Here is a 14,510-nt window from a genome sequence, read left to right as displayed (position 1 = left end):
GATATTTTATGTTATTGCAATTAAATATAAAGAATTTTGCATTAATCAGGGAATTGTCTATTGATTTTAAAGAAGGATTTAATATATTATCTGGTGAAACTGGTGCTGGTAAATCTATATTAATAGATACTATTGACTATGTTTTGGGAGGTAAATTTTCTAAAGACTTAATAAGATATGGTGAAGATAAAACTTTTGTTGAAGCAGTTTTTTCTATTGAAAATGAAGATATTTATGAAGTTCTAAATGAATTAGAAATAACAGATGATATATTAATTATATCTAGAGAAACTACTATTTCAGGCAAGAGTATAGTTAAGTTAAATGGTAAATCTATAGTTCTTTCATATTTAAAAAGAATAAGAGAGAAATTATTAGATATACATGGACAACATCAAAATCAAAATTTATTAAATAAAGCTTATCATATTTTATATTTAGATGATTTTATAGGTAATGAATTAAATCATAATTTAAAGATTTTTCAAGAGTTGCAAAGTGAGTATAACTCTATAAATGAAAAGATTAAAGAGTTAAACGGAAACACAGATAGAGAAAAATTAATAGATTATGTTAAGTTTCAAATAGATGATATTGAAAAAGCAAATTTGAAAATTGATGAAGAAGAAAATTTAAAAGAAGAATTTAATTTACTTTCTAATGCTGAAAAAATCTCTTTAGCTTTAAGTAAGTCTTATGGTATTTTAGAAAGCCCTATGGAAGGAATTTCTGTTGTAGAAGGAATAGCTAAAGTAGTAAATGAACTATCAAAGGTTGAGGAACATTTAGATAAGATAAAAGAAAAGAGAGAAAAGGTAGAAGAGTCATTATATAATTTAGAAGAAATATCAAGGGAACTTAGAGATATGTCTTCAGAAATATATTATGATGAATTTGAATTAGAAAAAATTAATTCTAGAATTTATGAGATAAGTATATATAAGAAAAAATATGGTGAGTCTATTGAAGATATACTTAAGTATTTAGATAAGTTGAAAAATCAATATGATGAGCTTATAAATTCTGAAGAAATAATTAATGAATTAAATAATAAAAAAATCAAGATAGAAGAAGAAATGAATAGCATTTCAGAAGTAATGCATAATATAAGAAAAGAGAAAGCTTTGTTCTTAGAAGAAAAGATAAAGTCAGAACTAAATTATGTAGGTATGGAAAAGGCTGAAATTAAAATTTTAATTGAAAAATCAAATTCTTTTAATCAAAGAGGTTTTGATGATGTAACATTTATGATTTCAACTAATCCTGGTGAACCATTAAAGGTATTAGAAAAAGTAGTTTCTGGCGGTGAATTATCTAGAATTATGCTTGCAATTAAGTGTGTTTTTGTGGACAAGGACAGAATTCCAACATTAATATTTGATGAAATTGACACTGGTATAAGTGGAACTATAGCAAAGCGTGTTGGAGAAAAAATGTATGAGGTTTCAGTTAAGCATCAAGTACTATGTATTACTCACTTGCCACAAATTTCAGCTCTTTCTGATTGCCATTATTTTGTATCAAAAGATGTAGAAGATGGGAAAACATATACTAAAATCAGAACTTTGAATAAGTATGAAAAAATAAAAGAAATAGCAAAGATGACTAGTGGTGATGATGTCAGTGATGTTACACTGGAAAATGCTTCAGAAATGGTAGCCTTTGCAGATTTGAAAAAAGAAGAAATTAAAAAAATGCTTATGATTAATACATAAGTTAATAAAATTATGAACAGACTAAAATCATGGTTTATTACCATGATTTTAGTCTTTTATATTTTTAAAGTTATATATATTAAAAATTAAAATCTTTAACAATGTTATAACAGCATATAAGTTTTTTGATGAGGGAAAGTTAAATACAGAAGCAAAGGAGGAGAGATAAATGAAAAAGAAAAAAACTATATTAATTGCTACTATATTAGCTCCAATGTTGATTCTGAGTTTAATAACCTACGTAAATATATTTAAACTACCTGAGAAAATTTACATAAATGAAGGTGGTAATAACTCTAGTATTAAAGTATCAAACAGCTTTTTTATAAAAGATAGCAGTTCTAATAAAGATAAATTAGAATTAAGATTATTAGGGCTTATACCAATAAAATCTATTCCAGTTTCAAAAGTTAAAGACTTAGAAGTCTATCCTGGAGGTGTAAATATTGGTATAAAAATTAATACTAAGGGAGTTTTAGTAGTCGGACACTCAGATATAGAAGAAAATAACCAAAGGATAGAAAGTCCAGCCAAAACATCAGGTATAGAGCTTGGAGATGTAATAGTAAAAATCAACGGTGAAAATATAGAGAGTTCCCAAGATCTATCTACTAAAATAAAGAAAATTGGAAAGGGAAAAATAGAAATAGAATATATCAGAAATGGTGTAATTGAAAATAAAGAAGTTAATTTATTGAAAGAAAATGATGAGTATAAATTAGGATTGTGGGTAAGAGACTCTACAGCGGGAATTGGGACTTTGACTTTCTATGACAAGAATACTATGCAATTTGGAGCATTGGGTCATCCAATTACTGATGGAGATACAGAGAGGCCATTTATTATAAGTGAAGGAGAACTTTTAAATTCTTCAGTAATTAGCGTAAGAAAAGGTGAAAAAGGTTCCCCAGGAGAACTAAAAGGTTTATTTGTTAATGAGAAAGATAGCCTTGGAAAGATAGAAAAGAATACTGAAACTGGTATATTTGGAGAAGGAAATGATAAATTAATAAATCCAGTTTATAACAAGCCTTTAAAAGTAGCTTTTAGAAATCAGATAAAGGAAGGTCCAGCAAAAATTATAACTACAATAGATGAACATGGACCCAAATTATATGATATTGAGATAATAAAATTGTTGCCTCAAGATAAACCAGGTCCTAAAAGCATGGTAATTAGAGTTACAGATGAAGAATTATTAGAAAAAACTGGAGGGATAGTTCAAGGTATGAGTGGAAGTCCTATAATTCAAGATGATATGCTAATTGGTGCGGTTACACACGTTTTGATTAATAAACCAGATGTAGGATATGGAATATATATAGAATGGATGTTAAAGGATGCTGGTATAATTAATTAAAATAAGGGATATAAAGGAGTATATGATTTATATATAAAATTTTCAAAAAAATGTAAAAAAGCTATTTTCTTTAAATAATTTGTGATATAATGATATTAAATTGATTATAAAGTCATAGTTATTTAAAGGAATGTCTATAAATAACGCATATACGTGATTTTTTAAGGATAAACATATAAAATACCAAATATTTAATTGATGTAATATGGGAAGATGGGGGAGAAAAGTATGAATGATTCAAAAATTTCTGTTTTAATCGCTGACGACAATAAAGAATTTTGCAGTATATTAAATGACTACTTGTTAAACCAACGTGATATTATAGTTACTGCTGTGGCTAAGGACGGAAGGGAAGCCTTAGAATTAATAGAGGAAAAACAACCAGATTTAGTTGTTTTAGATATTATTATGCCACATTTAGATGGATTAGGTGTTTTAGAAAAATTAAACTCTATGAATATTGAAAAAATGCCAAGAATAATAGTGTTATCAGCTGTAGGTCAAGATAAAATTACACAAAGAGCTATAACATTAGGTGCGGATTACTATGTAGTAAAGCCATTTGATATGGATGTATTTACAAAGAGAATCAGAGAAATGTTTAATGGATCATCATCAGAAGTTGTTAAGAGAACAGCATCAGTAGTCGTTGAAACAGAAAGTAAGCCACAATCAAAAGGCCCTATGGATTTAGAAACAGAAATAACTAATATAATTCATGAAATAGGTGTACCAGCACATATTAAAGGGTATATGTATTTAAGAGAAGCTATAACTATGGTAGTAAAAGATATGGAATTACTATCAGCAGTTACAAAAGAATTATATCCATCAATTGCTAAGAAATATAATACCACAGCTTCAAGAGTAGAAAGGGCAATAAGACATGCTATTGAAGTAGCTTGGGGTAGAGGACAAGTTGATGCAATAAATAGATTATTTGGGTATACTATTCATAATGAAAAAGGTAAACCAACAAATTCAGAATTTATTGCTATAATTGCTGATAAGTTAAGACTTAAGAATAAGGTGTCTTAATTAATTTATAATATAATGTAAAAGTTTAAAATGTTAATTCTTTAAAAATCTCATAAACAAAGTGCTCCTATCTATTGATTAGTCAGTAGATAGGAGTTTTTTTACATTAAAAAAAGATAGTAAAAAAGGAGCTTTCAAGCAATGAATATATAAATATATAAATATATAAATATATCACTCCTATTTCATAGGTAAAATTTATGATTAGGAGTGATTTTTATATTTAAAATTATTAAAAGTAAAACTATTAAGAGTTAAAAAGTATATTTTTTTATAATAATACAACAATAAGAATGTAGACAGAAAGGAGAGATAAATATGGATAAATCATTAATTGAAGGTAATAATATTGGAAATTTCACAAAATTAGCAGTTGAAAAGTTTGAAAGCAATATAGTAAATAAAACAAATTACTTAGAAAGTATAAAAGAAAATAGATTAGAAGGGGAATATAGTTTTAAGGAGGATAAACATGAATAATACTTATCCTAATAAATTTCCAGCTCAAAAGCAAGCTGTACAACCTGGAATTGAGAAAGATATGAAACCTAGACCAATTTATAAAAATGATACTTTATTAAATCAAGGCAAACTTAAAGATAAGGTTGCTATAATTACTGGAGGAGACAGTGGGATAGGAAGAGCTATTGCAATTGCCTATGCTAAAGAGGGAGCCAAAATAGCTATTATTTATTTAAATGAACATAATGATGCTGAAGTAACAAAAAATGAAGTAGAATCTTTGGGATCTGAATGCATTTTAATTAGTGGAGATATTGGTAATGAGCAGTTTTGTATATCTGCAATTAATACTGTTAAAAGTAAGTTTAATAAAGTTAATATTATAATTAACAACTCAGCAGAGCAACATGTATGTAATGATTTAATGGATATAACTACCGAACAATTTCAACAAACTTTTCAAACTAATGTTTTTGGTGCTTTTTATATCACAAAAGAAGCGCTTAAACATTTATCTTATGGAGATTGCATAATTAATACAACTTCTATAACAGCATATAAAGGAAATGAAAAACTTATAGATTATTCTATGACTAAAGGAGCACTAACATCATTTACTCGTTCATTAGCTTTGAATTTAATTAATAAAGGAATTAGAGTAAATGCAGTAGCACCAGGACCAGTTTGGACTCCACTTATACCATCATCTTTCGATGAATTTCAAGTTTCAATGTTTGGTCAAGATAATCCTATGAAAAGAGCAGCTCAACCTATAGAAATAGCTGAGGCTTATGTTTTTTTAGCTAGTGAAGGAGCTAGTTTTATTACTGGAGAAACCATTCATATTAATGGAGGTGAGTTAGTAAATTCATAAATAATTTAAAATTATGATAAGGAATTTTCTTATGTATTCATTAAATAATTAATTATAAGATGAATTTAGCTAATAATTTTATCCTCTAAATCTTGAATAGTAAGCAAATATAATTTAGAATATTTTGATGTATAGAATGCTAATTATATTAAATATATTTTATTAATATAATATAAATTAATATTATTTTAGAGGTAAAAATGCAAAAAGTAAGTTTGAAGAAGGTTTTACTTGTAATACAAAAAGCTTTAGCTTCTATGGATAATAGGATGCTAGGACACGGAGAAGAAGTAGCATATATAATGTATAAATTATTGAAAGCATCTAATAACTATAATGATAATGAAATAGTTAGACTAATGGAAATTGCAATGTTTCATGATATAGGAGCATATAAAGTTGAAGAAAGAGATCAGCTCTTAGATATTGATTCCATTACTCCGATGAATCACGCTATATATGGATCCTTATTTATTAAATACTTTTCACCATTATCTGATTTAGCACCAGTGATTTTAGGGCATCACATGTATCCAAAAGATTTAGAAGATGAAAAGAATAAATTTATTCCTAAAGAGGCACTATTATTACATATTGCTGATTATATTTCAATTCTAAAGATAAATTGTGAAAAAATTGATAAAAACTGGATAATTGAGAAATTTGGTGATAAGGTACTTCCAGAGCATAAGAAACTTATTGAGATAGCTTGTACAGAGTATAAGTTATTAGAAAATATTATGGATAATAGTTATTTAGAAGAGCTATATGAGATTTTTGATGAAATTTTTTTAACAAGAGAAGAAATAATAGGTTTTATAAGGATGTTAACTTATGCTATTGATTTTAGAAGTGAATCAACAGTAGTACATACAATAGCAGTAGAAGAAATAAGCGCTCAAATAGCTAAAATGCTTAATATAGATGGAGATACAACAAGAAAAATTAAAATTGCTTCTATGGTACATGATATAGGTAAAATAGTAATACCTGTAAGTATATTAGAAAAGACAGGGAAGTTAATCGATGAAGAATATGAGAAGATAAAAGATCATGCTATAATTGGATATAAAATATTAAGTGACTTAGGAGTAGATGATTTAAGGGATATTGCTACATTACATCATGAAAAATTAGATGGGTCAGGATATCCTTTTGGATTAAAGGGAGATGAGATTTCCTTAGAAGTAAGAATAGTAGCAATAGCGGATGTAGTTAGTGCTCTTGTTAATAGAAGGAGTTATAAGGATGAATACTCTAAAGAGAAAGTTATATCAATTTTATCTGATATGGCATTAAATAATAAAATTGATAGTGAAATTAGCAATTTAGTAATAAATAATTATGATTATATAATGAATAAAGTAAGAATAAATACAGAAAAAATATTAAATATATATAATAATTTAATGGAAGAATATGAAGTGCTTTTAGATAAATATAAAATAGTTCATTATTAGTAAGATAATGTTTTTAAAAATATATGAAATAAATACAATCTAATCTAATCTAATCTCCTGTTTGCTTACTGATATGTTTGTAAATGGGGATTATTTATTTAGGGTTGATAAAGAAAAATAAAAAAGGAGCTATGCCAGTAGCTCCTATCTGCAACAAATGTATTGCTTTTAAGTATCAATCCCTCTTGGAGATCTTTAACCCGTAAATAGATAATAACAAAATAGTTAATGATGTTCAAGAGAGAATAGCTAATTACAATAAATTACTAAGTTTATAAAAATGAGGTTGCAGATAGAGTTTCATTTATTGGAACTTTATGTTCATCCTTCGGATATTTTTCTATGGTATTTTGTCCAGCCTATGTTCTTGTTAAGGGGGATAAATCAGTATCTAGTATAATTTTATGTGCAATAATAACAACTATTTGTCTCTTATCTGCTCCTATGTTTAAGGGCTTGGCTGAAGTTATAGAATTGTTACAAGATTTAAAAGATAAATAGGTGTATAAAAATATTTATTATAATTATAGAATACTTATTTTTTTATATAGCAATTTTACAAGATAGACATTTTTACTTTACTGCTAGTAATATTGTTTTAGATTTTAATAAGTGATATATTTAAATTAAAACAAAAAAGAATTAGAGGGTGTAAGTATGGATTTAGAAGAAAAGGTTTTAGAAGAAAAATTAATTCATAAAGGTAATTTCTTAGAATTTGTTAATGTAGATGTAGAGCTTCCTAATAAGGAAAAAGCTAATAGAGATGTTGTTAAACATCCAGGTGCAGCAGCTGTTTTAGCTTTCTTAGATGATGAAAATATTATCTTAGTTGAGCAGTATAGATTAGCTTTAAAGCAAGTTATGATTGAAATACCAGCAGGTAAATTAGATAAAAATGAAGATCCTAAGGTATGTGCAATAAGAGAACTAGAAGAAGAGACAGGCTACAAAGCTGGGGACATAGAGTATTTAGGTAAGATTGCTACAGCTCCAGGTTTTTGCGATGAGATAATTTATATTTATAAAGCTAAGAACTTAACTCTTGGTGAAAAACATGAGGATGAAGATGAATTTACTAATGTTAAAATAGTAAATATAAATAGAGTAAAAGAAATGATAAAGAAGGGTGAAATTATAGATTGTAAAACTTTAAGTGCTTTTGCTTTCTTATAATTTATCTGTACTTATATAAAAGTGCTTCCAATAATACAAGATTAAATTCTGTTATTGGAGGTGCTTTTTATTTTATAGCATTAAATATAAGGCTATGTGTTAATTTTGAAAGGTGTAAACTCATTAGGATTCCTAAAAATTAAATTTGTATATATATGTGAGTGTAATCAATAAATTATGTATAATATTCTATAAGAGAATTATAATGTTTTGAAACAGGAAGTGAAGAGAATGAGAGATTTTTTTATGGAAACTGAGCGTGTAGGATTTTCAAATTGGACTGAAGATGATATAGAACTTGCAATTCAATTATGGGGAGATAAGGATGTAACAAAGTTTATCTGTGCTACAGGAGAATTTACAGATGAGGATATTAGTAAAAGATTAGAAACTGAAGTTAATAATAATAAAAAATATAATGTTCAATATTGGCCTATATTTGAGTTGTTATCTTATGACTTAATAGGATGTTGTGGTGTACGTCCGTTTATATCAGAATATAATACATATGAAATTGGATTTCACCTTTGCAAAAAATATTGGGGAAAAGGATATGCTTTTGAAGCTTCTAAAGCTGTAATTAATTATTGCTTAAATGAATTAAAAGTCAAAAAACTTTACGCTGGCCATCACCCTAAGAACAACGCATCAAAAAATATTTTGTTAAGATTAGGATTTCACTATATAGGTGATAATTTTTATGAACCAACTGGATTATATCATCCATCTTATGAAATAAAGAATCCGAGATTATAATTATAAGGATTCTTAGCAATAATACTACCATTATAAATTATAATAAAAATTTAAAAAATATTATAGATTTAAGGAGCATACTATTTTAGATATAGCTCCTTTTATTTTTTTATCAAAAATAAAATTTACATATATTCAATTATGAATAATGATGGAACTTTAATCATATTATGTTCTATAGCAACTATGTAGGAGGAATAATATGAACTTAATGGAAAAGCTAAACTCAAATTTTAAGGAAAATAAATTATTTTATTTACTCGTATTAACATTTTTCTTTGTAGGTATACTACTGGGTGCATACACCATAAAATATATGGATAGAGTAGATGCAAAGGATTTATCAGATTATTTTACAGGATTCTTACAAACTATTAATACTAAAGAAGTTTTAACTAAAGATTTAATTATAAATGTGCTTACGAAGAATATATTTTTTATTTTATTAATTATTGCCTTAGGATATACAACCTTTGGAGCACCAATAATTCTTTTAATCGACTTAATAAAGGGATTTACCTTGGGATATACCTTTAGCTTTCTATTAACTACATTTGAAGGAAAAGGAATCTGGGTAGCTTTAGCAACAACAATCCCACAAAATTTATTGTATATACCATTTTTTGTAGGGATAAGTATTATTTCATTAGATCTTTCTTTTTCGAAAATGAAGGAGAAATTTTTTAATGGATCTAGGATGAATAAAGTAATGCTTAAGGGGAGTTTGGTTAAATATGGAATTTTTTTAATTATATTTGTTATTGGGGTCATTATTGAATGTTATGTAAGTCCAGGATTAATTAGGTTAGTAGTCACGAAAGCTTATAAATTAACCTAATCCAATGAAAATAAAGAAGGAATAATAAGTTATTTGTCGAATAAATATTATATTAGGATAGGGGAGAATTATGAAAGAAATTGTTAATAATTATAAGGAAGCTTTATTGCAAAGTCATAAAAGCGAAAATACTGTTTATGCATATGTAACAGATGTGAACCTTTATGTTAAGTATTTGAATAATAAAAATATTAATATTGATGAAACTGATAATGTTTCAGTTCTTGGTTATATACAACACCTTTTAAGTGAAGGGAAATCTGAAAGATCTATTAATAGAATAGTTATTAGTTTAAGAAGTTTTTATAATTACTTAAAGGACCAAGATGTTGTAAGGGAAATACCTAAGATTTATTATAAGAATACTATAACTACTAAGAAGTTACCTGAGATTTTAACTATAGAAGAGGTAGACAGAATAATTAAAATTGTAGATAAAGACTGTAATAAAGGTATTAGAGATAATGCTTTGTTGGAACTTATGTATGCAACTGGAATGAAAGTTTCTGAAGTAATTAATATTAAAGTATATGATGTTAATTTAGAGCTAGATTTCGTAAAATGTCTAGATAATAAGAACCTTGAAAGATTAATTCCTATTGGAAGAAGTGCTGTAGTAGCTTTAAAAGAATACTTTGAAATTAGAGATAGAGTTGCATCTGCTGGAGTTGATAATTTATTTGTAAATTTAAATGGAAATCAACTAACAAGGCAAGGTGTATGGAGAATAGTTAAAGAGTATTCACATAAGGCTGGAATCAAAAAAGAAGTCAATTTAAACACTTTTAGACATTCATTTGCAGTTCATCTTTTACAAAATGGAGCAAATGTACGAGCTGTTCAAAAGTTATTAGGTAATCAAGTTTTAACTTATATGGACACATATTATGAAATCATAAACAATGATAAAATAAATATTGTATATAAAAACTCCCATCCTAGAGCATAATAATATAGAAGTTAATTCTAGGCTTTATAATACGAAAGGAGAAGATTAAATGAAAAGAGTTATATTAGTAGTAATGGATAGTCTAGGCGTAGGTGAATTGCCAGATGCAAATCTTTATGGTGACGTTGGTAGTCATACACTAGATAATACCTATAAAGCCTGTGGGGGATTAAAGATTGATAATCTTGAAAAATTAGGATTTGGTAACATTGAAGGGGTTAAATATTTAAATAAAGTAAATGATCATATCGGAGCATATGGAAAACTTATGGAAAGATCTAAGGGGAAAGATACAGTAACAGGACACTGGGAAATTGGGGGAGTTATATTAGATACTCCATTAAACACTTATCCGAATGGTTTTTCTAAGGAAATTATTGATGAATTCCTAAAAAGAGTAAATAAAAAGGGAGTTCTAGGTAACTGTGTTGCCTCAGGTACTGAAATAATTGAAAGACTTGGAGACGAGCATGTTAAGACTGGATATCCAATAGTTTATACTTCAGCAGATAGCGTTTTCCAAATTGCAGCTCATGAAAATGTAATTCCTCTTGATGAGTTATATAATATGTGTAGCATAGCAAGAGAAATGCTAGTTGGTGAAAATATTGTTGGAAGAGTTATAGCAAGACCTTTTATCGGTGCAAATGGTGAGTATAAGAGAACTTCAAATAGAAGAGATTATGCTTTAGATCCATTCTCAAAAACTATGCTTGAATACATGTATGAAGACGGAAAAGAAGTAGCTGCTGTTGGTAAAATAGAAGATATATATAATAAAAAAGGTGTAACTAAGGCTGTTCATACTAAAAACAATATGGATGGAGTAGATGCTACTCTTAAGTATATGGACGAAGTAAAAGAAGGATTAATATTTACTAATTTAGTAGATTTTGATATGCTTTATGGCCATAGAAATGATCCAAAGGGTTATGGAAAAGCTATAGAAGATTTTGATAATAGATTACAAGAAATCTATAACAAGATGGGTAAGGATGATATTCTTATGTTAACAGCTGACCATGGTTGTGACCCAACTACTGAAAGTACAGATCACTCAAGAGAATATATTCCACTATTAGTTTATGGGGAAAATATTAAGCCTACCAATATAGGAACAAGAAAGAGCTTTACTGATATAAGTAAGACTATTTTAGATTATTTTAATATTGATAACAGCATTGATGGAGAAAGTTTTTTAAACAATATACTACGTTAATAGGAGGTCTATAATCCAATGAGGATGTATGACATTATTCTTAAAAAGAGAAAAGGTATTGAATTGACTAAAGAGGAAATTGAATTCTTCGTACAAGGGTTTACGAAGGGGGAAATTCCTGATTATCAAGCATCAGCATTACTTATGGCAATATTTTTTAATAAAATGAACAAGAGAGAAACTGCTGATTTAACTATGGCTATGGTAAACTCAGGTGATAGAATTGATTTATCATCAATTAATGGAGTAAAGGTAGATAAACACTCTACAGGAGGCGTTGGAGATAAAACTAGTATATGTTTAACTCCATTAGTTGCTTCTTTAGGTGTTCCAGTTGCGAAAATGTCAGGAAGAGGTTTAGGACATACTGGAGGAACTATTGACAAGCTTGAAGCTTTTAAAGGCTTTTCTGTAGAATTATCTGAAGAAGATTTTATAAATAATGCAAATAATGTAGGAATTGCATTAACAGGTCAAACTGGTAACATAGCACCTGCAGATAAAAAACTTTATGCTTTAAGAGATGTTACAGCTACAGTAGATAATATGTCTCTTATAGCATCAAGTATTATGAGTAAGAAAATTGCTTCAGGAGCAGATGCAATAGTTCTAGATGTAAAAGTTGGAGATGGAGCATTTATGAAGACTCCTGAAGATGCAAAATTACTTGCAAAAGAAATGGTTGATATAGGAACATCTGTAGGAAGAAAAACTATAGGTGTAATATCAGATATGGACCAACCTTTAGGATATGCAATAGGAAATGCCCTAGAAGTAAAGGAAGCTATTGATTTACTAAAAGGAAATGGACCAAAGGACTTATTAGAATTAACTTTAACTTTAGGAAGTTATATGCTTGTTTGTAGCAATAAAGCTAAGACTTTTGAAGAAGGAAAAGAACTTCTAATGAAGAATATAGAAAATGGAAAAGGCCTAGAGAAACTTAAAGATTTTGTAAAGGCTCAAGGTGGAGATGACTCCTTTATTAATGATACTGATAAATTACCAAAAGCGAATTTTATAGAAGAAGTTAGGGCTAAAGAAAGTGGATATATAAAGAAAATTCATGCTGAAGCCTTTGGATTAATTGCTATGGAATTAGGTGCAGGAAGAGAAACTAAAGAAAGTAACATAGATCTTGCTGTTGGTATAGTATTAAATAAAAAGAGGGAAGAAAAAGTTCAAGAGGGGGATGTACTAGCTTACATTCATAGTAATGATAGAAATAATATTGAAAGAGCTAAAGAAAAAATCTTAAACAATATTGTAATTACTAAAGAACCTTCAGAAAAACTTCCTTTAATATATGATGTAGTAGAATAATTTAAATATGATAAGAAGAATTTATTTCTTTTTATCATATTTTTATTTTTTATGGAAATAATAAGCTTGAAAGGAGGAACGGTTATGAATAAAAAATCGATGTTTCAAACAATTGCACTTACTTTAAGTTTATTATTTATGATATCTATACCTACGAAAGCAAATACTTTAGATGAAGAAGAAGAGACATATCAAGAATATGAGGAATATGAAGAATGGTCAGTAGAAACCTTTAGTGAAGAGGGGATAAATGTAGATGCTAAGTCTGCACTTTTGATTGAACCTATTAGCGGTAAGGTTTTGTATGAAAAAAATCCTGATGAAAAGTTTGCACCAGCATCTGTTACTAAAATAATGACAATGTTACTTGTAATGGAGGCTATAGATAGCAATAAGATATCACTTCAAGATAAAGTAACTTGTAGTGAAAATGCAAAGAAAATGGGTGGAAGTACTATGCTCCTAGATACTGGAGAAGTTAGAACTGTAGAAGAACTTTTAAAAGGGCTAGCAATTGCTTCAGGTAATGATGCAGCAGTAGCTTTGGCAGAATATATAGCTGGTACTGAAGAGGCTTTTGTTGAACTTATGAATAAAAGAGCACAAGAGCTTGGTATGACAAATACTACTTATAAGAATAGTAATGGACTACCTAAGGATGGTCACTTATCTACAGCAAGAGATATAGCCACTATGTCACTTGAATTATTAAAACATCCAACTATTTTAAAGTATTCAGGAATATATATGGAAACTATATCTGAAGGTAGAAAATCACCAATAGAATTAGTTAACCATAATAAATTAGTAAGATTCTTTGAAGGTTGTGATGGCTTAAAAACTGGATTCACACAAGAAGCTAAATATTGTATTTCTGCAACTGCAACTAGAAATGGAGTAAGAATGCTTTCAGTTATTATGGGAGCTCCTACATATAAAGTTAGAAATAGAGATGCAGGAATGTTACTTAACTTTGGTTTCTCTAAGTACGAAGGCAAGAAAATTTTAACTAAAGATGAAGATGTAGAAAATGTGTACTTAAGTAAAAATACAGATAAATTCTTAGTAGCCAAAGCAAAAGATGATTTAGTAGCTGTAGTTCCTAAGGGAGAAAACAAGGAAATTGAAAAGAAGATAGTTATGGATGAAATTAAGAAGGAATATAAAGCAGGAGATATTGTAGGTAAATGCGAAGTTTACTCTGGTGAAGATAAGATAGGAGAAGTTCTACTATATTCAGACAGAGATATTAAACTAGGTGGTATCTTTGAAAACTTTAAGTTCAATATGAAAAATATGTTTAGAAAAGGTGTTTAGTATAAAGAGCTGCTTAAAGGCAG

At 27.9% G+C, this 14,510-nt stretch carries 13 protein-coding genes; all 13 read left to right on the top strand.

The genetic code is table 11. From position 1 onward, the window contains the following. The first annotated feature begins 8 nt into the window (after nt 1-8). Nucleotides 9-1,715 (top strand): DNA repair protein RecN, encoded by a 1,707-nt coding sequence (gene recN, locus GPX08_RS14915; protein ID WP_156627618.1) that lies wholly within the window; start codon nt 9-11, stop codon nt 1,713-1,715. Nucleotides 1,716-1,884: 169 nt separating this feature from the next. Next, complete coding sequence (gene spoIVB / locus GPX08_RS14910; RefSeq protein WP_156627617.1) at nt 1,885-3,075, top strand: SpoIVB peptidase; 1,191 nt, start codon at nt 1,885-1,887, stop codon at nt 3,073-3,075. Nucleotides 3,076-3,303: 228 nt separating this feature from the next. Next, a complete protein-coding gene (spo0A, locus tag GPX08_RS14905; RefSeq protein WP_156627616.1) occupies nt 3,304-4,113 on the top strand; it encodes a sporulation transcription factor Spo0A in 810 nt (269 codons plus the stop codon). Between the two features lie 472 nt (nt 4,114-4,585). Continuing rightward, nucleotides 4,586-5,449 (top strand): SDR family oxidoreductase, encoded by an 864-nt coding sequence (locus tag GPX08_RS14900; RefSeq protein WP_156627615.1) that lies wholly within the window; start codon nt 4,586-4,588, stop codon nt 5,447-5,449. Nucleotides 5,450-5,649: 200 nt separating this feature from the next. Further along, nucleotides 5,650-6,909: an HD domain-containing protein gene (locus GPX08_RS14895; protein WP_156627614.1), complete on the top strand. Its 1,260-nt coding sequence runs from the start codon at nt 5,650-5,652 to the stop codon at nt 6,907-6,909. A gap of 342 nt (nt 6,910-7,251) precedes the next feature. Continuing rightward, entirely contained in the window at nt 7,252-7,410 is a 159-nt protein-coding gene (locus GPX08_RS14890) for a hypothetical protein (RefSeq protein WP_156627613.1), read from the top strand. A 156-nt stretch (nt 7,411-7,566) separates the two neighbouring features. Continuing rightward, entirely contained in the window at nt 7,567-8,085 is a 519-nt protein-coding gene (locus GPX08_RS14885) for an NUDIX domain-containing protein (protein ID WP_156627612.1), read from the top strand. Nucleotides 8,086-8,316: 231 nt separating this feature from the next. Next, nucleotides 8,317-8,841, top strand: a complete 525-nt coding sequence (locus GPX08_RS14880) for a GNAT family N-acetyltransferase (RefSeq protein ID WP_156627611.1) — start codon at nt 8,317-8,319, stop codon at nt 8,839-8,841. Between the two features lie 202 nt (nt 8,842-9,043). Beyond that, the gene (gene spoIIM, locus GPX08_RS14875) at nt 9,044-9,679 is read left to right on the top strand and encodes a stage II sporulation protein M (RefSeq protein WP_156627610.1); all 636 of its coding nucleotides are present in this window, start codon (nt 9,044-9,046) and stop codon (nt 9,677-9,679) included. Nucleotides 9,680-9,749: 70 nt separating this feature from the next. Further along, the gene (locus tag GPX08_RS14870) at nt 9,750-10,628 is read left to right on the top strand and encodes a tyrosine-type recombinase/integrase (protein ID WP_156627609.1); all 879 of its coding nucleotides are present in this window, start codon (nt 9,750-9,752) and stop codon (nt 10,626-10,628) included. A gap of 49 nt (nt 10,629-10,677) precedes the next feature. Beyond that, a complete protein-coding gene (locus tag GPX08_RS14865; RefSeq protein WP_156627608.1) occupies nt 10,678-11,847 on the top strand; it encodes a phosphopentomutase in 1,170 nt (389 codons plus the stop codon). A gap of 18 nt (nt 11,848-11,865) precedes the next feature. Beyond that, nucleotides 11,866-13,170: a pyrimidine-nucleoside phosphorylase gene (locus tag GPX08_RS14860; RefSeq protein WP_156627607.1), complete on the top strand. Its 1,305-nt coding sequence runs from the start codon at nt 11,866-11,868 to the stop codon at nt 13,168-13,170. Nucleotides 13,171-13,308: 138 nt separating this feature from the next. After that, nucleotides 13,309-14,487: a D-alanyl-D-alanine carboxypeptidase gene (locus tag GPX08_RS14855; protein WP_156627679.1), complete on the top strand. Its 1,179-nt coding sequence runs from the start codon at nt 13,309-13,311 to the stop codon at nt 14,485-14,487. The last annotated feature ends 23 nt before the right edge of the window (nt 14,488-14,510 follow it).

Origin of the sequence: Clostridium tertium (assembly GCF_902652255.1) — a bacterium.
GTDB classification, from domain to species: Bacteria; Bacillota; Clostridia; order Clostridiales; family Clostridiaceae; genus Clostridium; species Clostridium tertium_A.
This window is presented reverse-complemented; position numbering and strand designations above follow the sequence as displayed.